Below are 23836 nucleotides of genomic sequence, written 5' to 3' on the forward strand. Positions count from 1 at the left end.
TATATATCCTTTCACTCTTTACAAAATCAATTGAGATCAACCCGGTTCTGCGCCTTGTTGCTGTAGCAGGCCAGTAGGCCAGATGCCCATTCTATAACGCTCGCCCGCAGTTCTCTCGGTTCCACTACTTCAGCCATGGGACCCAGACCCAGTAAAGCCGTGCGAGCAGTCTCCATCGTTTCAAAGACCAGGGAAACCGTTCTCCATCCAGAGGCATCTGGTTCTGATTGCAAAAGGCGGTCGCTGAGAGCTTCCCCAAAAAGCTGGAGAAGGCGAGGAACCGCATCTCGCGAAATGCGCAGTGTGACCGGGTAAGATGGCAAAAAACGAGCACACCATTCTGCCCAGTACTGAGCAAGATGAAACGCTTCTGGACGGCTAAATGTCTCCTGCAAGACTTCCACCTGCTGGATACGGGCAATTCTAAATGGACGGATGGTTTCGCGCGTGGCTCCAACAAGGTACCAGATGCCAGCTTTCACGACGAGTCCCAAGGGATCGACCAGGGGCGTCATGATGTTCCCGCTTTCCTGCCGATAGACCAGAGAGAGGCGGCGATTCTGCCAAACGGCATCCTGAACAGCTCGTAAATGAGGCACCTGGTCAACCGGAAAGTTCCATCCTGTTGGGTCTACATGCAAGCGTTCCTGTATCTCCACGGCACGCCTTTTGTCTCGCTCAGAAAGCGTGCTCAAGACTTTCGCAAGGGCAACCTCTCGTGTCGTATGCAAATCAAGATCGCTCAACGGTCTTTGGCCTTCAGAGAAAAAAGCGTGCTTAACTCCTCCTCGTTCAGTCCGGCTATGTGGAGATGATAATCTGGCAGAAGGGTATAACCTCCTCCCGGTCCTCCTTCTCCATAGATAGGAACACCAGCAAGACTGAGATCATTGATATCGCGGTACAGCGTCCGTTCTGAGACCTGTAGTCGCGCTGCCAATTCCCTGGCTGTGAGGTGTGGGTAACGTTGTAACAGAAAAACAAGAGCAAGTAAGCGATCAAATTTCAGAGATGTTCTCCTTTGCTGCCAGACGCGAAGCCTGCGCTCAGTATAGCAGCAATCCCTGACAAAAAGTGTCAAGGACCAATCACCTTGGATGGCTGTCAGGTACAGTTTGGCTGGTTTGTCTTCTTCATTCAAGAGCCGTACATCCAGTGGAGTATAATCCAAAAAAATTTACGAGCAGGGAGCCAACCACGCGGTTGGCTCCCTGCTCGTTGGAGGATAAGGTTTACGTATATTGATGCATCTACAGGGGAAATGACGTTTAGCTGTTGGCTTTGTCGGTGAACTCGTTGGTGTAGGTCTTGTTCAAATCAATCGTCTTGCTTTTAACGTCAGGCTTGGTCTGATTCTCTACGCTGAGCACCGACTCGGGACCACCCTGGGGCATTTTGCCGTCAGGACTGTAAATCGCGTACTGATTCTTCAGGGCCGTGATGTAGAGATCCTTGTCGCCAGCATAGTAATCGGCAGGCATCTGCGCAGCAATCTCTTCCGCGCTATGGGTATGAATCCACTTCATGGTCTTCACATACGCGTTGACCAGCTTCTGGACAGTATCCTTATGGCTGTTGACATACTCGTTCTTCATGAAGACACAGATGAAGGGGTAAGGGCCACCCAGGGCAGCCGAGGTCGACTCAGGCGTACGCAGGTCCACCAGGACATTACCAATGCCCTTGGTAGTCAGGCGCGAGATGGTCGGCTCGGTGGTCATACCAGCATCGATACGCCCCTGCTGCATCGCCGCGATAAAGGTATCGCCAGCGCCCACAGGAATGAAATGTACCTGGTCCTGCGAGATACCAGCCTTGGCCAGCAGCGCAATCGTCAGATTCTGTGTGCCCGAACCCAGCTCAGTCACACCCAGGTTCTTGCCTTTGAGATCGGCGATGGTCTTGATCTGACCTGCCTCTTTGGCGGAGACAACTTCGGCCTCGCCAGGGGCAACATCGAGCTGTACTACGCTCTCCATGCCCTTGCCAGCGGCCTGGAGATCAATGGTATGATCATACGAGCCCGAACCAGCGTCTACCTGGCCCGCGAGCACCTGGTTCTCGGAAGACTGACCGGACGCCTCGTCGATCAGGGTCACATCCAGACCAGCTTGATCAAAATACCCCAGGCGCTTGGCAAGCATGTTTGGCAAATAAATCTGCTTACTCAAGCCACCAACCATGATTGAGATATGCGTCTTACCCCCGCCGCTGGTGCTACCGCTATCACCGCCACAGGCGCTGAGAACGAGAGCCAGGGTCATACTCAGCATTAAGCTGGCCCAGACGCTGCGCTTCCATGTTTTCATAGGGTTTCTCCTCTTTCATCTTTGATAAATATACGTGCAAAGATAGCGCTCCTTTGCGCATCTTAACGTATGCACCTCATACATCACGGCTTACTTCTTCTCCGAAAACCCTGAGCGCGAAGCGCTAGTCACGCCAGTGACGTTGGGTTTCGGAATAAGATCTTAGATGGTGACATCCTTCACCGTGTTTGGCCGCCAGGTAATCAAGCGATTCTCTAGCGCGGTCACCAGGAACTCCATGATCAGGGCTACGGCTGCGAGAATCGCCATTGCCGCGAAGACACCGTTGGCGTTAAAGTTCGCCTGCGAGGACTGGATCATCAGGCCCAGGCCCTCGGTCGAGCCGATAAACTCACCAACTACGGCACCCACCAAAGCGAAGCTGAAACTGGTATGTAAGCTGGCAATAATCCAGGTCAGCGCCGAAGGAATAATGACCTCGGTCGAGACCTTCCGGCTGCTCGCACCAAGCAGACGAGCGTTGGCGATCAGGTTACGATCTACCTCACGAACGCCCTGGAAGGCATTGAAGAAGACAATAAAGAAGACGAGCACGACGGCAAGAGCAATCTTGGATTGGATGCCCAGGCCCAAGCCGATGGCGAAGATTGAGCCAAGCACAACGCGCGGAATGGCGTTGGCAGCCTTAATATATGGGCTGAGAATATCGGCCAGGAAGTGGTTGCGCCCCAGGACAACACCGGAGATAACGCCCAGGACAACGCCAATCACAAAGCCGATGAAGGTCTCCTCAAGCGTGGCACCAATCTGGACCCACAATGGTCCCTGCGCGGTCCCCTGAGTTACCCAGGTGACAAGCTGTGCCCAGATACCCGAGGGCTGTCCCCAGAAGAAGGGATCGATAATATTCAGGCGCGAGAGCAGCTCCCAGCCACCGACGAGCACAATCAACAAGCCAATGCGCAGGGTGTTAACGATGATGCGCTGACGAATTCTGGCCTGGCGTGCTTTTGTCACTATGCTGGCCTCAGCCTCATTTACTGCCATCTCAGGCTTTCTGCTTATTTCTTTCATAGCTAATGACCACCTCGTTGCGAAGAGCTTCCCAGATTTCTTGATACAGATGGACAAAATGCGGATCAAAACGGATCTCCGTCAGGTTGCGCGGGCGCGGCAGGTCTATGGTGTAGATACCTTTGACCGTTGCGGGGCCAGCGGTCAGCACACAGACCTTGTCGGCCAGGGAGATGGCCTCTTCCAAATCGTGAGTGACGAAGACAACGGAGGCCGAGGTGGCGGACCACAGGTTCAGTAGCTCATCCTCCATCAGGATGCGCGTCTGCACGTCCAGAGCGCTAAATGGCTCGTCCATTAGAATAATCTGTGGCTCGTTAATAAGGGTCTGGGCCAGAGCTACGCGTTTACGCATACCGCCTGAAAGCTGATGGGGATAGCGATCCTCAAAACCAGAGAGGCCGACGCGGGCGATCCAGTCGCGCGCACGTTCAAAGGCCTCGGCCTTGGGAACACCACGGAAGAGAGGGCCGGTCGCGACATTGCGCAACACGTTTTTCCATGGGAAGACCGCGTCCGACTGAAAGACATAGCCGATACGAGGGTCAATGCCCTGGACGGGATTGCCCATCACCTCGACCTCGCCAATGCTTGGCTTCTCCAGGCCAGAGATCAGACCCAGGGTCGTCGATTTACCGCAACCAGTGGGACCAACAACGGCACAGAACTCGCCGGGCTTTACATTGAGGGAGAGGTCGCGTAAAGCGGTATATGCCTGGCCATTTGGCGTCTGAAAGCGCTTGGTCACATTGCGCAATTCAATGGCAGGCGTCCCCAGGCCCGACTCAGATTGCAGAGTAGTTGATGTGTTTGTCATAGAGAGAGTAATTTTACCCAACCCCTTTCTTGAATGGTCTGCTGGCACCACCTTGTGCTACCAGTTCAAGTCGTTCTTTTATATGAGCACAATTGCTTTTGAGCTAATGGGTTGTGGTTGTGTACACAGGGTACAGGCGCGCCTGCCTTCGTTGACGATAAGCTATACTCTATGCCTGTGCTGGTAAGTATAGCCAGGAAGGCATAAACAACGCATAAACGCGGCCCCCACCGGCATAAACAATGTATAAACACACTGCCGCCTATGGAGACCGCGTTCTATAAATAGCCTTCCCTGATGATGACCCTTCTAGGCTGTCCCAAGCATGGCGTGGAAACGCTGTACGCATTGATCGCAGATAAAAGTATTGGGCGAACTGCCTTCAGCGATACCGATCTCAGATGGGAAGAGATGAGCAATCTGGGAACCGCTACGCCCACAGAAGGAGCAGGTCTGCTGAGCGGTAGGTAATGTGAGCACGGTGCGCGCCTGCAAGAGACTGATGCCTAACGAGCGGAGCAGACCCGCGCCAATCCCCTCACCTTCGTTCATCAAGCCCAGCAAAAGATGGGTCGGGCATATGCTCTTCTCGCCCTGATTCTTCATCTCTTCCCCTGCCAGAATGCTGCATAACGCTTGCCATAATTCCTTTCTGAAGGCTTTCAGTTTTCCATTGTGATATACAGGTGAGCGTTACACCTGAGTATTGGGAGCGTTTAATCGAGCAAGTGTGAGCAATTTCAAAAAACAGTGCTACGTTTTGGCGCTCTATGCGATTTATATTTATAGAGAGTATTCTCAAGCCGCAAATGGCAATTATCTTATTCCTGGCAAAGGCTGCTATCCTGGCAGCAGATTCAGGGACAGGAGGTCCTACATTTATGCCTATTTATTTTTACACGGCTCACGAAGAACCACATGGCTGCTTCTCCAATTTCTCTCGGCACGGCATCGACCTGGATGGGGCCTGGTGGCCAACCGTAGAGCACTACTTCCAGGCTCAGAAGTTCGCAGGTACGCCCTACGCTAATAAAATTCGTATCGCCTTCACGCCCAAGCAGGCCGCCGACCTGGGGCGCAGTCGCCAACATCCCCTGCGTCCCGATTGGGAGCAGGTGAAGGACGAAATTATGCTTAAAGCGGTTCGTCGCAAGTTCGAGTTACACACCCAGCTGCGCAAACTTCTCCTCGCGACTGGGGCAGAAGAATTGATCGAGAACGCTCCCAGCGATTATTATTGGGGGTGTGGCAGCGATGGCAGCGGACAGAACAAGTTGGGACAACTTCTGATGCGGATACGTATGGAGCTGAGTTCCTTACCCTCCCTAACATAGACTATTAACTATAAGCTTCAGGAGATGAGCAATAGCTGGCTTTTGCGCAAGCCAGCTATTACCAAATTGGCAAAAATGACCTTGACTTTTAGCCACAAATATGTTAGTATTTAATATGTCAATTGCGAAAGGCCACAAATTTGTGGCCTTTCTCTTTTTTTGCTAAAGCGAGATAACTACTTACTCGGCTGCAAAACTTCAACTATACACGCATAGTCATTTATGAAGAAACACTGGACACAGTCATAGGGGTGCTCCATCTCCAGGGCTTCTACCACTGGATGTACCAGGCACAACCCAATCAACCCTTCTCCCTGCTCTCCCTCATTCAATCAATGCAGAAAATGCATGTGATCAATGCTCTGAGACTGCTGGAATCTCCCTCAGATCGACCTTGTACAACTCGCGATTGTTCAGGGCAACTCTGGCCTGACCTGCGGACTCCTCACGCTTGCAGACATCTGCAACGCGATTATCACGGTACGCTAAGCAATCCCAATTTTATTGCAATAGATGCGTTTATATGCTACAATTCGCAGGCCACTTTAATAAGCTCAATTATTCTTAATAACTTCTGATAATGAAAGAGGGAATCTCTAATGAATTGTACAAGCTGTGGCGTAGTTGCCCCCTATAATGCAGCAATCTGCCCCAACTGCGGTGCTTCCTTCCCCATGCCAAACTCATATCCCCAGGCCCCCGATTATGCACCACAACAACCCAATAATGCTCCTCCTGCAACAGGATATTCATATCCGCAGCAGGGTTATGCCGCGCCGCAGCAAAGCTATGCCGCACCGGGCTACAATTCAGCGCAAGCAGGCTACATGGGTCAGCAGCAGAGCTACGCCTACGGCCAGCCTCAATATCCTCCAACCTACCAGCAAATGACGAACGTTACCGTCGTCAATAATGCACAAACGAGTAATACACCCGTCATCGTAGAGGTCCTGCTCAATTTCTTTCTTGGCATCTATGGGGTCGGATGGCTCATGGCGGGCGAAACCACTACCGGCATCGTCCTGCTCGTCTGTAGCTTCGTCGTTTACTGGCCTGTGTTGATCGGCCTCGCCGTATTCACTTTAGGGATTGGCCTCTTCTGCGATATCCCGCTCGTTATCGGCGCAGTCATCTTGAATGCCGTACTCCTGAACGGAGCCTTGAAGCGCCGTTACGCCCAGGTCACAGTGGTCCAGACAAGATATTAAATAATACAGATATCGCCTTCAATACCCAATTGTTACTCCTCTGTTTGTGGTGAAGCGCAACACTAAAAGTAAAGTAAGCGTTCTCTTGAGAGAGGGGAGCGAAGGTATGCTTGGCAAGCTCAGTAACACGCAAATCGAGGAAATGCTATACACGGAGATGATTGGGCGCCTTGGCTGTCATGCGGAGGGCAAGACCTATGTCTACCCCATCAATTATGTCTATGACGGCGAGTATATTTATGGTTGTTCGCTCGAAGGAGTGAAGCTTCAGGTGCTGAGAGCCCATCCCGAAGTCTGCTTTGAAATAGACCATGTGCAGAACCTTGCCAACTGGCGTAGCGTCATGGCCTGGGGCACCTTTGAAGAGCTTGAGGGAGAAGAGGCGGCACAGGCTGCTAACCTGCTGATGCAACGTGAAATGACCCTCATAGCCAGTGGCCAATCGGTTCACCAGATGCGTAAGGTCGATTCACAAGCCACCTCATTCGTCAGCGCAATCTACCGCATCCGCCTGGCAAAAAAAAATGGACGCTTTGAGATCGAGGATGATTAGAGCGCTACTGACGTACGCGCCTACGCCTCTGGGCCAGATGTAGTACCCTGGCGTAGGCGCGTACGTCAGTAGCGCTCTGAATAATGCATAGATTACGCGCTGGGGAAGCGAATAATGGTGCGGGCGCCATCGCCACGGCGCATACGCTCAAAGGCCGTCTCCAGCTCATCAAGGGGAACTGTGTGACTAACCATGCCTTCCACGCGCATACGGCCAGCCTGAATGCGTTTGAGCAGCGCGGGGACGTCGGCCTGGAAGCGTGATGAACCATAGAAGCAGCCGCGAATGCTCTTCTCAATGATAAATTCAAAGGCGGGTAGTGTGATCGTTGACGTTCGCGGCGCGAGGCCGACCACGACTGCTGTGCCACCGGCTCGAATCAGACTCCAGGCCTGCTCTATTGTGCGTGGATTTCCCAGAACCTCGAAGGCCCAGTCCACACCAAGCTGTGTGATGCGCCGGACCTCGCGCAGGGCCTCCTGCTCACGCGAGTTAATAGTGTGTGAAGCCCCAAAACTCTGCGCCAACTTCAACTTCTCGGGATTGATGTCGATGGCGATGATGGGATAGGCGCCCGAGAGGTTGGCCGCCTGGATTACGTTCAGGCCCACGCCTCCACAACCGATCACGGCCACGCTCTCACCTGGACGCACGCCAGCTGTGCGCTCAACAGCCCCTACGCCGGTCAGCACGGCGCAACCCAGGACCGCCGCGACCTCCGTAGGCACGTCGGCGGGAATCTTTGCCGCCCCCTCCTGAGGCACCACTACGTACTCGCTAAAGCACGAGACCGCGAGGAAGTGGTGCAAGTTCTTATCGCCAAGGTGCATACGACTGGTGCCATCGCGTAGTGTCCCCTGCATCCCCATGGCACCAGCAGTCGTACAGAGATGCGTCTGACCACGCTGGCAGAAATAGCACTGCCCACAGGAAGGCACCCAGGTCAGAACCACGCGATCCCCAACCTCGAAGCCCGTTACACCAGGCCCAACCTCGGCGATGACGCCCGCGCCCTCATGTCCCAATACAATCGGCATCGGCTCAGGCAGACTGCCATCGCGCACATGTAGATCGCTATGGCAGACGCCCGCTGCCTCCATACGCACCAGGATCTCGCCCTGGCGTGGCGCATCCAGCGTAATCTCCTCAATAACGATAGGCTTCCCCGCCTCATACAAGACAGCCGCTCGTGTTTGCATCATTGCACACTCCTTAGTTACTGCTCGCAAATATGTATCCATACATAAATCATTAAGCCTGTCCATCTCCTCGTGCCAGGCTTACAGGCATTATACCGCATAAAGTGCTTAACTTGAGGTCTCGGAGCCGGTCCACATCTCCGCCATCTTGTCATCGGCAATGCGCACAAACCACATCACACCTGAGGTAATCTCATTGCCTTGATGGGTTCTCTGGATAGTGGTACGAATCGCCACCATGTCACCCTCGCTCACAATGCTCTTGATGGTAATCCGAAAATCAGGGAAGGCGGCTCGCACCTGAGACAACGATTGCTTGACGCTATCAGGACCAGTTACCTCTGGATGTGCATGATCTATCCATGTAGGCGCAAGCACTTCGTCTGCCAGCTCCATATTTCCAGTATTCCACATCTCCAGGTAGCGTCTTACAAGGCCTTTATTTGTTTCAATATCCATTTTTCATCCTTTAAAAATATTTGCTCTTCCTCATGAATATACTCCATATGCTCAGAGAGACCCTATTTATTAATAAACACTAGTCCATCTGTTATATATTACGTCCATTCTCGTGCTGAATCTCATCAGAAAGAAGCATGATTACTTCTAAAGCAAAGAGGCAAGGTTTTTATGACAAATCAATGACAAAAGAGGGCGCCAGAATTCACATCCCAGTCATCTTCCAAGGCTATACTTTCTCTATCTACAGGAACTATAAATTACTGCCTTTGGGGAAACTGAGCGCGAGAGCTATAGTCATGGCTGCAGCGTTGGTTTCCACATAAGGATTGGTAAATTGAGAAAGAAATAAAGGAGATTGTATATGCACTGGGGTTCTGGCTTCTGGCCTGTGTTTCCGTTAATCTGGGTAAGCATTATAGCGTTCTTCTGCTGGGGGGCCTCTCGCTGGTTTGGCTGGCGAGCCAGGCAGAGACACTTTGAGATGCCTGGGGAACCAAACGCAATGGAGATCTTGTGCCGGCGTTATGCTCGTGGCGAGATCGACGGCACAACCTTCGACCAGATGCGCGAGCGCCTGGAGAGTTCGGCCCAACCTCGCTATTAGCCTCAGGGAAGCATCCCGAATGCCTTTCCCATTCCTTATAGCTCGACCTCGCCACTCGTAGCCAGGTCGAGCCCCTCTTTCTAAAAGAGTTTCCTGCTCTGCTGCTCATAGGCAAGACTCTATCAGCCAAAGCTACTTCCCCCAATGATATCGATAGGAGATGCTACACCTGCTGAGTCCAGGATGACAATTCCCTGAGCATCTTTGGGCCAGGAGACAGCGACGATAAACTGGCTCATAGCTCTCACACTAAGGCTTGCACCCCTCTCTACGTCCCAAAGGGTAAGCCTGGAAGGGGAAGCAGAGACCAGATGCTTTCCATCTGGAGACCAGGCCACGTCCTCAATATTTTCATATGTCTGCATGGAACTCTGAATCTGTAGCTTGCCACCTTGCAGCGACCAGATCTGTATGTTTCCCCCGGAATCGTAGCAAGCAAGTCTGGTGCTATCAGGCGACCAGGCTTTAAGATAGCCCGATGCCGATACAGACCCTGATGTGCTCATCAGGGGATCGCTGGCCTTCTGTACATCCCAGACATACAATTGATCCCCACCAATAGCAGCAATATATGCTCCATTGGGAGACCAGGTCAGCGAAGTTATATGACTTTGAACACCTGAATAGGAACGCACAACTTTACCAGGATCGGATGCCTCATAAAGGACTACCTCATTTTGAAAACCCTCCAGGCTACTACTACGAGCGCCGACAAAATAGCGATTGTCGGGAGACCAGGCTAGAAGGAATGTAAGGGGATCGCCTTTTGCATTAAAGACTGGGTAAGAGAAGAGTGGTGTATTCGTTGAAACATTCCAGGCGCTAAGATAACCGGCCATGTCCGAGATAAGCATATGTGTCCCATCAGGAGAAAAAGAGAAGTCGTAGGGCGACGCATGCTGCAATGAATAAGAGTTATTTATGGTACTGGAGGCTTTGTTAATCGCGAGAACGTCAAAGCTATCGTTGTATACTATAGCCGCATTTTTCCCACTAGAGGAAAAGTTCGCGAAGCGCACCTGGGTATCTTTAGATGCAGGTTGTAGCATAGGAGGCATAACACTTTGTGGCTGCGGCCTGTGAGGAAGTAATCCCTTGGAAAGGTTTGCCCCCAGAACAACGACCGCCGTACCAGCGACGGCAACGCCAAGGATAGAACGGCGTGTAAGACGCTTAGCCGGTTTCGGCTGCAACTGTGATTGAGGCGCCTGTATCTGCACCTGTCCCATGCCGGGCATTGGAAACGAACCCGGCGGAGGAGCTATAGGAGGAGTAAAGATAGGCTGTCTGGGCGATTGCATTGGAGGTTGAAGATTGGCGATCTCACACAATATGCCTTCGACAAGTATGATCGATGCGGGACGCCGCTCAGTGCGAAGCGAGATCATAGACATGACCAGGTCTTCAAGCTGGGTCGCACCAGGTAGGGCGATAAGCCGCAAGGGAGAGAAGTTAAAGGGATTGTCGGCGGGGTCGATGCCGGAGAGCAAATAGTACAGGAGCGCCCCCAGGCTATAAATATCTGAGGCAGGCGAGGTCTGCGCCTTCCCGTACTGCTCAGGAGCGGCATAGCCTGGCGAGCCAAAGGGAATGGTATCCCTGGTCTGCCCGGGCTTAAAATGCCGCGCGATGCCGAAATCGATGAGATAGAGCTTGCGCCGCGTCGTCAACATAATATTAGCAGGCTTGAGGTCGCGAAAAATAATAGCTGGCTGACGCGTATGCAGATAGTGAAGAACTGTACATAGCTGAAGCGCGATATCGAGAAGCTCAGGCAGCGGCAGAAGAGGCTCAGTGGAAGTAGGTGAGCGCGTTGCAGACTTGCGTTCGAGGTAGGCTTCCAGCGTCTCGCCATCGATAAAATCCATGGTGAGATACCAGTGCTCAGGATCGGTGAAATGGTGGTAGACGCGAGGAAGATTGGAATGCTTGAGAGTAGAGAGGAGCGCGACTTCACGGTTAAAGGCATCCGTTGCCTCAATGACCTGCTGAGAAGAGAGGCCTCGCAGATTAATTTGTTTCAGGGCTAGAATTGCGTCATTAGAATGAGTGTCCGCAACTTTATACACAGCACCAAAGCCGCCGGTTCCAAGTTGAGAAAGCAGGCGATAGCGCCCCTGAATTAAGAAGGGCTGCTCATTCTCCACACTATCAGTCAGAGGTTGATCACAGGCAAAGCAGGCAGCCTGGTCTACATCATTCGCGGCTCCGCATTGAAGACAGTAAAGAACATCCGTTTTCATGCATATAATCCTATGATCTTATTCCGAAACCCAATGTCACTTGCGTGCCTAGCGCTTCCCCCATTCGGGACAAGCGCGCTCAGGGTCTTCGGATCAGAAGTATTTCCATTCCTCGCAGCAAATATTCATATCTATATATTCTAAAACAAAATTAACGAAATGTGTGTGGGTCATATGACCTATTTCGGCTCGCAAGCTCGCCGTTTTCCACCCACGCCCCCTTACCTCTGGATTTTGGCATACAATAAAGGAACAGATAGATGGTTCCGTCAGAATTCAGAGCAAGGCTTGTCTTGAAGATCGTTTGCAATGGATGCTGAGGGCAACGACTCATCGGAAAAGGAGTGCTTCATGAACTCTCCACATTGCGCCTCAGCCACCACGAAAGAACAAACCCAGAAAACAACGCTCTGCTCTCGCCTATTTCGTTGCTCAGCTTGCAAGCACCTCTTCAACGAGCGAGCGCACAGGAACACCCTTCAATTTCCTGGAATACCCCACTGACGTTATTCTGCTGGTTGTCTTCTGGCGGCTTCGGTCGAAGCTAAGCTTGCGAGATCTCGCCGATATGTTTCTTGAGCGCGGTTGGGAGTTCACGTATGAGGCTGTTCGAGAGTGGGAAAGACCGTTTGCTCCACTCATTACCAAACAATTGCGGACGAAACAACGTGGATTGGCAGGGCCGTCGTGGTATGTGGATGAAACCTCCATAAGGGTCAAAGGGAAATGGTGTTCTCTCTCTCGTGCCATTGATGCTGATGGCAACCTAGTGGATTCGCACCTAAGTGAGAAACGGAACATGGGGACCGCTCAGCGGTTTTTCAAGCAGGCTCTCGCCGTTGTTGGCCATACGCCGGAACGAGTGATAACGCATGGCCATACCTCCTATCCACGAGCGGGGTGTGAAACCTTGGGCAAACACGTGCAGCATCGGACGAACACATACCTCAACAATCGCTTGGAGCAAGATCATCGGGGAATCAAGCAACGGTATTCTCCCATGCATGGTTTCGGAAACGTTGACGCCGCTGCCCGTGTCTGCTGGGTCTTTGATGAATGACGAAACGACCTTCATCCTCACAAGACCATGAGAAAACCAGCCTCACCCTCAGAATAGCGACAGGCTTTCCTCGATCGTCTTCTGGCCTTACAGTTATCAATACACGTACGCTTCTAGCGAGAGGCAACGATATCTCAGCGTTTGGATTATCTCTGATAAACTTCCGTGTGCTCAGTTCTGATACTACCCTTCTGGACAGGGCTTGTGAATTCTCCGGTCCCAAGGCTCATCCCACAGTGTAGATAACCGGCGATCGCACTTCGGCGGATGTCTTGGCCGATCTGCGCGAGCGCTTGATCGACGCGTCAAAAGTCATGACCTAAGCCAGGTAGAATGCAAAAGAAAGGCGCCATGATGCGCAGCAAAGCCGCCGGATTCAGGCAGGGCATTCAACGCCGAGTGGGTCCGCAAGAATCTGGTTTGTGATGGCGGCGGCAGTCGTGCCGAAACAGCTTCCGCCATCATCATCTCAGTTGACGCGCACGCCACGCGCGTCAACTGCTCAGGCATCCCTCATTGAGAGGAAGGGTCACCGTAAAGGTCGAGCCTTTCCCAACGGCGCTGTCCACCGTGATGGTTCCCCCTTGATGTTTGACGATTTCGGCCACAATATAGAGCCCCATGCCCAGGCCCGGAATTGCTTTCCGCTTGGGATCAGTGACCCGATAGGACCGCTCAAAAATTTTGTCGCGCAGTTCTCGCGGGATGCCCAGGCCATGATCGCGGACGCGGATCGTGACCGCATCGTCGGAGGCGGAGAGATCCATCTCAACGGTCTGGGCATCGGGCGAATACTTGATGGCATTGCTGAGCAGGTTGGTGAAGACCTGTCCCAGCCGGTCTCGATCCCCGATCAGGCTGGTCTGCACGCTCCTGCGGACCAGGATGGTATGGCTGGGATGGAGGTGGTGGATGGTGGCGGTGACCTCCCGCAACACCTCGTCGAGGTCCACCCGCTCCCGCCGATACTCGAGGCTCCCTGCCTGCATCCTGGAGACATCCAGTAACACTGCGATCAGGCGTTCCAGTTGCTTGACGGGACCCTCCACCCGGGCAAGCGCGGTGGCCGCCTCGGGCTGGGAGTGCTTTTCGAGTTGTTTGCGCACCAGTTGGATCTGCATCTTCAAGGCGGTGAGCGGGTTTCTCAGTTCATGGCTGGCCATGCTGATAAAGTCATCCTTGCGTTGTTCTAGTTCCTTGCGCGCCGAATTATCCAGCAGAAAGACGACCATCTGGCGCGGCTGCTCCTGGAAGATAACGCCTCCCACCAACACGGGCAGACGACTGCCATCTTGACATACCAGTTCGGTCTCAAAGGGCGCGTGCTGTCCGCGTGCGGTGAGCTCCTGGATCGAGCGCTCGAAGAGCGGCGCTTGTTCTGGGGAAGTGATCTTCACCCGGTTCAACGTTCTGCTCTGCACCTCTTCTCGGGTATAACCGGTCATGCGAAGAAACGCCTCATTGGCGTCAGCGAGCACTTCTCCTTCCATCTCGACAGAAGTAATCCCGATAATATTGGATTCGATCAGGACGCGGATACGCTCCTGACTCTGGCGTAAGGCTTCCTCCGTTCGTTTCTGATTCTCAATATCGGTGGCGGTGCCAAACCACTTGACGATTTGGCCTCCTTCATCACGTACCGGTATCCCGCGAGTTAAGAACCAGCGATACTCGCCCGTTTGTCCATCCTTGAGGCGATATTCGATCTCATAGGGTTCACCCGAGGCGCACGCATGATGCCAGATCTTCAGGGTGCGCTGAGAATCGTCAGGGTGTAAAAACTGGCTCCATCTATGACCCAATGCTTGTGCGGGGGAGGAACTACTATAGTCATACCACCGTTGATTCCAGTACTCAACCCAGCCATCTGGCGAGGTCGTCCACACCAACTGTGGCACCGTTTCAGCCAGCACACGCAAGTTCTCCCGGCTTTCTTTGAGCTGCTGCTCCGCACGTTTCTGCACAGCAATATGCTTGATGAGCGCCTTCCAGAGTGGAAGCGTGAGATGCCTGATCTGTTTTCCATTCAACATCATGCAGTAGCTATCCCTTTCATGTGGTCCTATCCCTGGAAGGAAGATGCCTCCCTGCTCTGATATCTCGAAACAGCATTGAGAAATGTGAGAAGACGCGGAACCCCCTTCTACGTTAAACTACTTTCAAGCACTTCTGTCGAGAGGGCTTGAGCAAGGGTATGCTTGCTCATAGGAACTGTCGGATCCGAAAGGCGACAGGAATGTTTGTTGCTCGAGGAGGAACCTGCCCATGTGGTACGCTGGCATCGACTTGGCTGACGAAAAGCACTACACCGTGGTGATCGATGATGTCGGCCATCAGAGTGGCACTTATTCCAAAGCACATCGCCGCTATGCCTGCATCAAACCATTGCGCAATGCTCCGCAGCAGTTTGCTTGGCAATCCACACGCTCCAAACCTTGGGCATTGGAGTACTATCAACGTAAGCGCAAAGAAGGAAAAAGTCACACAGTCGCTGTGCGTGCCTTGGCCAATGTCTGGGGACGGGTGATCTGTGCGATATGGCTGATGCCGCCTCCCATTTGCCATTGTGAAATGTGTAGAAAAGACAGAGCCTTAGCTATGGGGTTTGGTGGCCTACTGTGTTTCGGGCACTATACTCAGACTGTCTGGAAGGTCTGTAGGTGTTCAGTCAGGTAGGTGACTACCGTACAAGGTTTGCGGGCTGTCACATCTTCAATAACCCGAGTAACAAGGTCCCCACCGCCCTGACGATAAAACTGTAGCAGAGTAACGACCGCGTGCGCCGTCCAGGGGGAGTAAAGCCCCAGGAGTGCTTTTTCTGCCTCCTCGTCAGAGATGGTTGCATAGCGAACCGGGGTATGCAATAACGAAGAAAATATCTCCGCCAGTTGTGTGCACGTGATCGCCTCTGGACCGGTCACATCATATTCCTTGTACTGGTATTTCTCCTCGCCGAGCAGATGTGCCGCAACAGCGCCGATATCACGTGCATCAACGTAGCTCATACGTGCATCCGCCAGCGGAGCATACATCATCCCCTGAGTGATAATTGGCCGGGCATACATTAGCTCAAAGTTTTGCATCAGAAAAAGTGTACGTAGAATAGTGTATGGTACCCCTGAGGCACGAATTGCGTCCTCAGCTTTCCCATGATAGTGCAGTAATGGGCTCAACGATTGAGGGTCCGCCCCTATTTCAGATTGTTTGACGAGGTGACGTATACCGGCTTTTTTCCCTTCCTGTGCCCATAGCACCTCGGTTTCTAAGAGATGCTCTGCGACCGGAGTAATGAGATAAACACTCTCGATTCCTTGGAGCGCCTGCACAACGCTTGCTTGCTTCGTCATATCACCTAAAAAAGCTTCCACTCCCTGAGCCTGTAGTTTCGCGGCATCAGCTGTTTTACGCACGAAGGCACGTACTGGAACCTTCCTTGCCAGAAGCTCTTTGATAACGGCCTTTCCAACGGCACTTGTCGCACCTGTAACAAGAATCATCGCTCATATTCCTCCTATCCTTTATTCAGTGTTTTCCAGGTTTCCGACCAGGTAGGTTCCTGCCACATCACACTTACCACATGGACACGAATCAGGACTTCTCCCATTCCTGGCCGAGATTGTGGCGCATTTTCGAACGCCATGTGGTCAGAATGACCATACAGACAAATGACTTTCATCGCTCACATGTCTCCTTGTTCTTCCCCATTCTTCCAGAGCATTTCCAGGCTGATCTCTCCAGCAGAACCGACACATGACCCAACGAAATGCCGCAGACGCCGAGAAGTCTTGAGCTAAAGGGGAGCTTCTGAATGGATACGTACCTGCATGTGGCTCCGAAGTGCTTTACCTGGCAAAATTATAGAATGATAATGGTCTTCCTACAAACGCTGTCCCATTCTGAGGCCATCTCCCCGTCGCGCCATTCGGGCAGATCACCCCCGTCGTTCTCACCTTTCAGCGATGCCTCATCCTGATCGGTGCCAAGAGCAACCGGCTTGCCACCATCCGGCACGACTCTCCTGCCTCTAGCAACTCCTCTCCAGAAACTCCTTCCAGGTCATCAGACCTGTCGCATGATTGGGGGTCAGAATGGAGTTGGAACTGAGCGCGCTGAACAGCGGGTCGGAGAACGGCTCCGCAAAAATACACCGATAGGCCTACTGGAAAAAAGACGATCAGGCACCTGCCGATTGGAGACGCCGTGTTGAAGGGATCATTCAACTCCCGTTGTTCGATCTGCCACCGATAGATATGGCCGTTGGTGCCGAAGAAGGAAGCGGCACAACATCCCCACGCTCCCATTTTTACCCGGTTCCCAAGCAACCGATGTGGCAGGAGACAGAAGAGCAGTCCAGCTGACCCTTCGCCTGGTACGAGGAAACCTCTTTACTTATTCTACCTCTGAGCCTAGCAAATCTACAGATTGATAGATTTTACTCCACTCTCTACAAGCACGGGCAGAGATGTCTGTCAAACTTCCTGTAAGTGTGAACGTGCTACACAGAGTAATGTTTCGCGTGACGCATCATGAGGCGGAGAAAGGCAGAAGTGTCAGGTCCTATCGGGGCAAGCACTCGACTGGATCGGTACTATGCAGGTGTTGATGTGGTGTGTCTGTATAGTCCCTCCCTGTTACAAGGGAAGTGTTGAGAGGCTAAAAATGGCAGTGCATTCTCTCAAGGCTGAGCCGAAGAATCTTCATGGCTTTTTTTCTCGTGACCTTTCCGCTGTTCTGACCATTGACACGGGCGATACCGTCCGCTATGAAACACTGGATGCTGGCTGGGGGGCGCTTCAACAGGCGAAGACTTTGGGCATTCCCCAGGACTTCGCGCCCCGGGATCGCCAAAGAGATTTTGGCCACGCCCTCACTGGCCCTCTCGCCGTGCGTGGCGCTGAGCCGGGTATGACCTTGGAAGTGCGGATCAACCGAATCTGCACGAGCACTTGGGGCTGGTCGGCCGGGCCTGGATTGCCCAGCCAGATGGATGAAAGGCTGGGCTTCGCAAAGGCCCCAAGTGGCCCACCGGCGGTGATCACGGTACCCACTGGAGATCAAGCGACGATGTGGTCCCTGGACCCAAACCAAGGCTTGGCTCATAACCGGCTTGGTCAGACGCTTCGCATGCGCCCGTTCATGGGCGTCATGGGAATGCCCGCCAATGAGCCGGGCGTGCAAACCACCTTTCCGCCACGATTCTGCGGAGGGAACCTGGACTGCAAAGAACTCGTGGAACAAAGCCGGTTGTACCTGCCGATTGCTGTGGAAGGAGGACTGTTTTCTCTTGGTGACGGGCATGCCGTTCAAGGAGATGGAGAGGTGGCGGGACCAGCATTGGCCTGTCCGATGGAGCTGGTCGAGCTTGAGTTCCATCTCCATACGCATATGCAATTGTCTCTGCCTCGCGCGTTCACCCCGGCAGGCTGGCTCACCTTTGGGTTTCACGAGGATTTGAATGAGGCCTGGGCCATAGCAACCCGAGAAATGGTGCAGTTAATGGGTGAGTTCTATCAGCTGCAACCGAAAGAAGCACTCGCTCTGGCCAGTCTGGTGATGGATTTGCGAATCACCCAAGTGGTCAATGGGGTTCGTGGCGTGCATGCGCTTCTTGCGCATGATGCAATTGATGCCAGTAAGAACGGAGTGTGACATGAAAGCCGCTTACATTGAATACCCCAGTCCGCCCGAGTCCATTCGCTATGCCCACGCGATGCGCAAAGAGATGGTATGCCTTTCTTGCCAAGAAGAGAAAAATGGGAAGGAAATTGTCCTGTTTTCATAGTATAGTTGAAAGCGGAATAAGTCATCCATCTATCGAGGTCGCAACACTCCTGAACTCGCTCCTTTCTTTGAGGTGGCTTTTTTTTCTGTGACGTTGGGATGAAAAAACCTGATGCCCGAATCTATCAGTTGGCTTGCGAGCAACTCAACACGCCTGCAGAAGCGTGCCTCTATGTGGGCGATGGCGCGAGTAGAGAATTGACTGGGGCTATGCAGGTCGGGATGCAAGCTGTGTTGCTCCGTCTCCCGGCAGAAGAACAGACGGCTCGCCGCCCTCAAGCGGAATTCTGGTCTGGCTCTGCTCTCTCCTTCTTGCATGAAGTACTCACGTTTCTTTCCTGAAAGAAGGCGTTGGTCAGCCTTCTTCTCCCTCGCCTTTTGTCAGAGAGAAGGCATTCCATCGCTGATACACTTTTTCGATCCCTTTCTTGAGCTTAGCTCGTTACTCAACTCGTGGGCAGAACCACTCTTTGGGTCAATTACCACCTCTTGACGGGTATCAGTTGGTGTGGCACCATCCATTTCTGAAAATGAATTCATTTTCAGAAATGGAGTGCCTATGAATCAGAAAAGCGAGAGCCATCAGCAAGTAAAGCAGCCCAGAGGGGCGAGAAGGCGTGCACGCACCCGCGACAGCCTGCTTGTTGCAGCCCGTAAGGTGTTTGCAGCCCGTGGATATCATGACGCCACTATCACCGAAATTACCGAAGCTGCTGCGGTTGGCGTCGGGACCTTTTACCTGCACTTCCGCGATAAAGAGGCGATCTTCAATACCGTTCTGGCAGAAGGACTCGAAGCCATACGCCGGCAGGTGGGGGAGGAGATAGCACACGAGGATAATCCTTCCCTGCCTGTGGTCGTTCGTGCCATTTTTCATCAGGTTTACGCGCAACGCGATATTATCCGTATTGAGAGGACGGGAGAAGGAGTAGCGGCACGATCTAGTGGGCCAGGAATACTTATGGAGACGTTCACGCGTTTCCTTGAGCAGGCTGCCGACCTTTCTCCTTTCTCTGAAGAGGAGATTTCCTTACTCGCTGCACTGCTTGAAGGCCTGATGGACCGAGCCTTCCACTGCTGGTGGGATGAACAGGACGAGCCAGGTCCAGACCTCATGGCAGATCGCGTGTTGCACGTCATGAAGCATGGCTTCCCTGCCCCCTTGTTTGAGGAACCACAGAAACCGTTCTTCAACCATTCTTCGCTCCCTCAACCCTTTGAGTAAAAAAGGATCAAACATGTCATCACACGTTGAACGAACGACTTCTCACGGTGAGAATGCGGCACCTCAGGCCCAGGTGCTCACGAGCACGCGGCATGCCTATCGTATAAGCATCGAAGAGGGGAGCAAGTGGATTGTCTCCGATGGTTCAAGACGTTGCATCATATCCGTGGTTGCCCGCAGAGCTACTGCCCGCTAACCTTCTACATCGACCTCTTCAAATTCATCTTTCATTGACTGAAAGAGCTGTTTTGCCTGGCTTCTTCCTTCCCCATTCCAGCACCAGCGAGCAAAGTCTTCCACTGCTGCCGGACCGTACGCCCGCAGATAGCGGCGGACGAGTTCCTGGAGTGCCTGCTCTGGCTCGATCGATGGCCATGCGCCCATCCACGCGCTGGGATTAACAAACGTGACGTTCTACCCCTGTTTTGGCCCGAAACAGAGATCCCCCGGAGGGCCGATTGTCTCAAGGGAGTATCCCGGCTTGAGGACAGGATGACGTCATGCAAGTGAGCAATACCCGTCCGCTTCGCGAGCGCAATGGCGAGTTGTTCGCGCGTCATGGGTTCGCTACCTACCACTTGCGGGACAGCAGAGAGAAAGGCTTCGTGTTGTGTCGGACTTAAATTCTATGGGACTACGCCGTTCCCTTCCATGACCTGAGGATCTTCCCCTAGCGTAGCAGACATTACATGCTTATATCCATGCCTGTAATATAAACAGCGATATGAGCAAGAAGCCGACGAACCCGGTCCTTGGGGAGGCTGGTTTGTGGTCCAAAGAAACGAGTCCCACAGGAGAGGATTTCTGCCCGTCGTGCTTCAGTGCTTCGCTTGCTCTATTCCAGGGCTTTTTCCGCCACCTTATACTGGAGGGAGAAACGTCAAATGAGGAGGTGAACATGCGCCCACGTTTTCCATCCATAATGGAAACAACAGCATCAAGCACTAGTGTCTGGTGGTTTGTCATGATTGCAGGGATTGCAGCGATGGTTGTGGGAGTGTTGTTTCTCATCTCGCCAGGAACGACGCTTCTTGTGCTCGTACAATTCTTAGGAGCCTATTGGTTGGTAACTGGTGTTCTTGCTTTTGCCAACCTCTGCATTGATAGAACGCTGTGGGGGTGGAAGCTTGTCACTGGTATTTTAGGCGTTGTTGCAGGTTTGAGCGTCTTACGGAATCCCTTATGGAGCGCAATCTTCGTGCCAAAATTGCTGGTGATCTTTCTGGCAATAGATGCGTTTGTTATGGGGATGACACAGAACATTCATGCATTCAGAGGTGGCAGTTCCAGTCTTGCTATCCTGGGCATCATGAATGTCATCTTTGCCATCATTTTGCTGCTGAACCCACTCATTGGCGTTCTTCTTCTGCCGATTGTTCTGGGTATTATTGCGGTGATTGGCGGAGGTCTTGCAGCTATTCGAGCCTTTGCTTCGCGTCCGCGACAGACACCCCTCCAACCGCCCGGAGCGCAGCCTGTGTAAGGCACGCACATTTGAGGATAGCGGCCCTGAACCTGACCCCAACCCCTGTGCAACTGTTTGGTGTCAGATACACCATGCCTAAAGGCACACGAAATGCTTGGGCCTGCGAACATCCTCGTGGGTGTAATGGTAAATCCGCATATTTGTTCATGCCAGATACCTCATGCATACATGCAGGGGCTTGTCCCTAAAGCCGAAGCTTGAGACGAAAGGCCGTCTGACAGCGACTCACTCAGGACAGGTGTACCACCCTGAGCAAGAGAAGCAAGGTACTTCTTCCGAATATTGATGGCAACATTGAGATGGATGGGGGTGAGGATTTTTCTCTTGTGATTCAAGACAGAGGGTGCTGTTGTTTTCTCTACTCAATGCGAAAAAACGAAAGAGAATGGATGATGGAATATACACAGTTGGGTCGAACGGCCCTCCACGTTTCCAGAATCAGCTATGGCACCTGGCAGTTCGGGGGAGAGTGGGGTCAGGTCAAACAGGAACAGTGGGATACAGGGAAAGCAACCGTACGCAAAGCACTTGAACTGGGTATCAACCTTTTTGATACAGCCCAGGCCTATGGTTTTGGACTGGCTGAGCGCCTGCTTGGTGAAGCCCTCCAACCCGAGCTGAGAAGCAAGCGTGACACAGTCGTGCTTGCTACCAAAGGTGGGCTCCGCCTGGAAGGAGATCGAGTCGTGCGAGACTCCAGTCCTCGGTGTTTGCGTCAGGGCGTAGAGGAGAGTCTTCGCGCTCTTGGCGTCAGCTTCATCGATCTGTACCAGGTTCATTGGCCTGATCCCAACACTCCCATCGAGGAGACGGCCAGCACGCTCGACGAATTGGTGCGGGAAGGGATAATTCGCTACGTGGGTGTCTCGAACTACAACGTCGAACAGATGCAGGCGTTTGAACGAGTAAGGAAAGTCGACACCTTGCAGCCACCCTACAGTCTTTTCCGCCGCGAGATCGAGACCGATATCCTCCCCTATTGCCAGGCCGCGGGCATCGGGGTGTTCGTGTATGGCGCGCTGGCCCATGGACTGCTTGGCGGATCGTTTACGCCACAGACGACCTTCGCACCGGATGACTGGCGCAGCCAGCACGAGTCCTTTCATGGTGAGGGTTTTGCGCGCAATGTCGCGGTTGTCGAGAGCTTGAAGCGCGTGGCACAACGCCAAGGGATGACCATAGCCCAATTAGCTATCGCCTGGGCGCTGGCCCAGCCTGCCGTCGATGTGGCGATTGTTGGAGCGCGCAATCCCGAACAACTCGAACAAACCGCTGTGGCGAGCGAGAAGTATCTCACACAAGAAACGCTACAAGAAATCGAGAGCATCATGCGCGATGCCGTTCCTATCGGAAGTTCTGCTCCTGAATAGGTGGCGCGGTCACACGTTCTCAGCGTTGAAAGGAAATTACGCTCTTAATGCCCGCTGGCCATCCGAGAATGCGCTCAACCGCCTGCTCAATCGGAGTTCGTTCCGCCAGCAGCGCGCGCACGGCATCCGGCCAGCGCTGGTAGAAGATCTCCAGATCCATGATGGCTGCCCCAAAATCGTGCGCTCCCGCATTGACCGTTCCCAACACTACCTGATTTTTTAAGACCATGTCGCGAAACAGAGCCGCGAAATCCGCTTCTATCAGGGTTGGCCAGCCAGGGATACCCGTGAGCACATAGATGCCATTGGGACCCAGAGCGCGGAGCACTTCAAACATCAGCGGGGAGTGCCCCACAGCCTCATACACCAGGTCAATCGGGCCAGTGTGAGTGGTAAGTTGCGAAGTAGGCAATACCTGACTCGAAAAGTAGGTCGCGCCAATGGCTTGTGCGACCTCGCTCTGGGGATTGGGCACCTGCCCCCGTGAGTAGATGAACGTCTCGAACTCCCTGGCCCGCAGCGCCATTGCTCCCAACAATCCCACAGGACCAGCACCAAGAACCAGTGCGGTGTGCCCACGCCCCTGGGCGCGTTCGGAGAGAGTCGGGTCGATCCAGGGAGGGCGGCGTTGCATCAGTTTGTAGAGTTGATACTCCGCTTTTTCGGCGATGGTGAGTGGCTCGACCAGGACGGCGACCTCACGCAGGTGTTGAGGCACGCGATTCATATATTGAGCCTCATCCACAACGAACTCCGCCAGATAGCCATGGGTACCTTTGATGCCACGCTCAGTAAAGTCCTCCGTCTCGCAGAAATCCTGGTGCCCAGCGCGACATGAGCGACAGCGCTCATGTGGGCAAGGGCGACGCACTGTCGGCACGACCAGGTCGCCAGGCGCCAACTGCGTCACGGCAGCCCCAACCTCTATCACTTCCCCCAACGCTTCATGCCCGATCAGCAGGTAATCTGATCCCGCTGGTGGGGTTCCGTACGCAAATGAGCAGATCTCTTTATCGGTGCCACAGATTCCAACCTCCAGCATACGCAATTTGACCTGGTCCGGTTGCGTTATCACCGGTTCTTTCTGTTCAATGAGCATTACTTCTCTGCGAGCGGGAAACACAGCTATCGCTTTCATCTCTTCTCCTTC

Annotated in this window: 22 protein-coding genes and 3 pseudogenes; 12 read left to right on the plus strand and 13 right to left on the minus strand. The window is 53.1% G+C overall.

All coding sequences use genetic code 11. From position 1 onward, the window contains the following. Positions 1-26: 26 nt before the first annotated feature. From JMJ04_RS36005 to JMJ04_RS36030, 6 genes are all read right to left on the minus strand, one after another. Positions 27-746, minus strand: a complete 720-nt coding sequence (locus JMJ04_RS36005; RefSeq protein WP_201375194.1) for a helix-turn-helix transcriptional regulator — start codon at positions 744-746, stop codon at positions 27-29. After that, entirely contained in the window at positions 743-1081 is a 339-nt protein-coding gene (locus JMJ04_RS36010; RefSeq protein WP_201375195.1) for a helix-turn-helix transcriptional regulator, read from the minus strand. The genes JMJ04_RS36005 and JMJ04_RS36010 overlap by 4 nt, the downstream gene beginning before the upstream one ends. 187 nt (positions 1082-1268) lie before the next feature. Then, positions 1269-2309, minus strand: coding sequence for an ABC transporter substrate-binding protein (locus JMJ04_RS36015; protein ID WP_201375196.1), 1041 nt, complete (start codon positions 2307-2309; stop codon positions 1269-1271). Between the two features lie 162 nt (positions 2310-2471). After that, on the minus strand, positions 2472-3317 hold the full coding sequence (locus JMJ04_RS36020) for an ABC transporter permease (RefSeq protein ID WP_236038819.1): 846 nt from the start codon (positions 3315-3317) through the stop codon (positions 2472-2474). Position 3318: 1 nt separating this feature from the next. Then, positions 3319-4161, minus strand: coding sequence for an ABC transporter ATP-binding protein (locus JMJ04_RS36025; RefSeq protein ID WP_201375198.1), 843 nt, complete (start codon positions 4159-4161; stop codon positions 3319-3321). Positions 4162-4470: 309 nt separating this feature from the next. Next, on the minus strand, positions 4471-4827 hold the full coding sequence (locus JMJ04_RS36030; RefSeq protein ID WP_476630030.1) for a ClpX C4-type zinc finger protein: 357 nt from the start codon (positions 4825-4827) through the stop codon (positions 4471-4473). Positions 4828-5042: 215 nt separating this feature from the next. On the opposite strand from JMJ04_RS36030, the gene JMJ04_RS36035 reads away from it, so the two are divergent. From JMJ04_RS36035 to JMJ04_RS36045, 3 genes are all read left to right on the plus strand, one after another. After that, positions 5043-5495: an NADAR family protein gene (locus JMJ04_RS36035; RefSeq protein ID WP_201375200.1), complete on the plus strand. Its 453-nt coding sequence runs from the start codon at positions 5043-5045 to the stop codon at positions 5493-5495. 599 nt (positions 5496-6094) lie between these two features. Continuing rightward, positions 6095-6703 carry a hypothetical protein gene (locus JMJ04_RS36040; RefSeq protein ID WP_201375201.1) on the plus strand — a complete coding sequence of 203 codons (609 nt, stop codon included), beginning with the start codon at positions 6095-6097 and terminating at the stop codon, positions 6701-6703. Between the two features lie 106 nt (positions 6704-6809). Beyond that, entirely contained in the window at positions 6810-7256 is a 447-nt protein-coding gene (locus tag JMJ04_RS36045; RefSeq protein ID WP_201375202.1) for a pyridoxamine 5'-phosphate oxidase family protein, read from the plus strand. A gap of 92 nt (positions 7257-7348) precedes the next feature. Here the strand turns inward: JMJ04_RS36045 and JMJ04_RS36050 are convergent, their stop codons facing one another. Beyond that, on the minus strand, positions 7349-8458 hold the full coding sequence (locus JMJ04_RS36050; protein ID WP_201375203.1) for a Zn-dependent alcohol dehydrogenase: 1110 nt from the start codon (positions 8456-8458) through the stop codon (positions 7349-7351). A gap of 105 nt (positions 8459-8563) precedes the next feature. Continuing rightward, entirely contained in the window at positions 8564-8914 is a 351-nt protein-coding gene (locus JMJ04_RS36055) for an ester cyclase (protein WP_201375204.1), read from the minus strand. A gap of 364 nt (positions 8915-9278) precedes the next feature. Between JMJ04_RS36055 and JMJ04_RS36060 the strand changes: the two genes are divergently transcribed. After that, the gene (locus JMJ04_RS36060; RefSeq protein ID WP_201375205.1) at positions 9279-9521 is read left to right on the plus strand and encodes an SHOCT domain-containing protein; all 243 of its coding nucleotides are present in this window, start codon (positions 9279-9281) and stop codon (positions 9519-9521) included. Positions 9522-9643: 122 nt separating this feature from the next. Here JMJ04_RS36060 and JMJ04_RS36065 read toward each other — a convergent pair whose 3' ends face one another. Next, positions 9644-11764: a WD40 repeat domain-containing serine/threonine protein kinase gene (locus tag JMJ04_RS36065; RefSeq protein ID WP_201375206.1), complete on the minus strand. Its 2121-nt coding sequence runs from the start codon at positions 11762-11764 to the stop codon at positions 9644-9646. Positions 11765-12115: 351 nt separating this feature from the next. Between JMJ04_RS36065 and JMJ04_RS36070 the strand changes: the two are divergent. Continuing rightward, positions 12116-12821 (plus strand): annotated as a pseudogene (locus JMJ04_RS36070) (IS6 family transposase); the annotation flags it as partial. A 497-nt stretch (positions 12822-13318) separates the two neighbouring features. On the opposite strand, the pseudogene JMJ04_RS36075 reads toward JMJ04_RS36070, so the two are convergent. Both JMJ04_RS36075 and JMJ04_RS36080 read right to left on the minus strand, forming a co-directional pair. Continuing rightward, positions 13319-14815: pseudogene (locus tag JMJ04_RS36075) on the minus strand (PAS domain-containing sensor histidine kinase); the annotation flags it as partial. A 645-nt stretch (positions 14816-15460) separates the two neighbouring features. Then, positions 15461-16321 carry an NmrA family NAD(P)-binding protein gene (locus tag JMJ04_RS36080; protein ID WP_201375208.1) on the minus strand — a complete coding sequence of 287 codons (861 nt, stop codon included), beginning with the start codon at positions 16319-16321 and terminating at the stop codon, positions 15461-15463. 729 nt (positions 16322-17050) lie between these two features. Between JMJ04_RS36080 and JMJ04_RS48245 the strand changes: the two genes are divergently transcribed. The 5 genes and pseudogenes from JMJ04_RS48245 (at position 17051) to JMJ04_RS36100 (ending at position 20026) form a co-directional block, all read left to right on the plus strand. Further along, on the plus strand, positions 17051-17182 hold the full coding sequence (locus JMJ04_RS48245) for a hypothetical protein (protein ID WP_268887417.1): 132 nt from the start codon (positions 17051-17053) through the stop codon (positions 17180-17182). Positions 17183-17483: 301 nt separating this feature from the next. Further along, positions 17484-18473 (plus strand): acetamidase/formamidase family protein, encoded by a 990-nt coding sequence (locus JMJ04_RS36085; RefSeq protein ID WP_201375209.1) that lies wholly within the window; start codon positions 17484-17486, stop codon positions 18471-18473. 222 nt (positions 18474-18695) lie between these two features. Continuing rightward, positions 18696-18947, plus strand: a pseudogene (locus JMJ04_RS36090) (HAD family hydrolase); the annotation flags it as partial. Positions 18948-19164: 217 nt separating this feature from the next. Beyond that, positions 19165-19830: a TetR/AcrR family transcriptional regulator gene (locus JMJ04_RS36095; protein WP_201375211.1), complete on the plus strand. Its 666-nt coding sequence runs from the start codon at positions 19165-19167 to the stop codon at positions 19828-19830. A 13-nt stretch (positions 19831-19843) separates the two neighbouring features. Next, positions 19844-20026, plus strand: coding sequence for a hypothetical protein (locus JMJ04_RS36100; RefSeq protein WP_201375212.1), 183 nt, complete (start codon positions 19844-19846; stop codon positions 20024-20026). Here the strand turns inward: JMJ04_RS36100 and JMJ04_RS36105 are convergent. Then, entirely contained in the window at positions 20023-20214 is a 192-nt protein-coding gene (locus tag JMJ04_RS36105; RefSeq protein ID WP_201375213.1) for a DNA glycosylase AlkZ-like family protein, read from the minus strand. The two genes, JMJ04_RS36100 and JMJ04_RS36105, sit on opposite strands and share 4 nt — an antisense overlap. A 514-nt stretch (positions 20215-20728) precedes the next feature. On the opposite strand from JMJ04_RS36105, the gene JMJ04_RS36110 reads away from it, so the two are divergent. Further along, positions 20729-21313 carry an HdeD family acid-resistance protein gene (locus JMJ04_RS36110; protein ID WP_201375214.1) on the plus strand — a complete coding sequence of 195 codons (585 nt, stop codon included), beginning with the start codon at positions 20729-20731 and terminating at the stop codon, positions 21311-21313. Positions 21314-21708: 395 nt separating this feature from the next. Then, on the plus strand, positions 21709-22686 hold the full coding sequence (locus tag JMJ04_RS36115; protein ID WP_420799564.1) for an aldo/keto reductase: 978 nt from the start codon (positions 21709-21711) through the stop codon (positions 22684-22686). 19 nt (positions 22687-22705) lie between these two features. On the opposite strand, the gene JMJ04_RS36120 is transcribed toward JMJ04_RS36115, so the two are convergent. Beyond that, complete coding sequence (locus tag JMJ04_RS36120) at positions 22706-23824, minus strand: glucose 1-dehydrogenase (protein ID WP_201375216.1); 1119 nt, start codon at positions 23822-23824, stop codon at positions 22706-22708. Positions 23825-23836 lie beyond the last annotated feature (12 nt).

Origin of the sequence: Ktedonobacter robiniae (assembly GCF_016587375.1) — a bacterium.
Classification (GTDB): domain Bacteria; phylum Chloroflexota; class Ktedonobacteria; order Ktedonobacterales; family Ktedonobacteraceae; genus Ktedonobacter; species Ktedonobacter robiniae.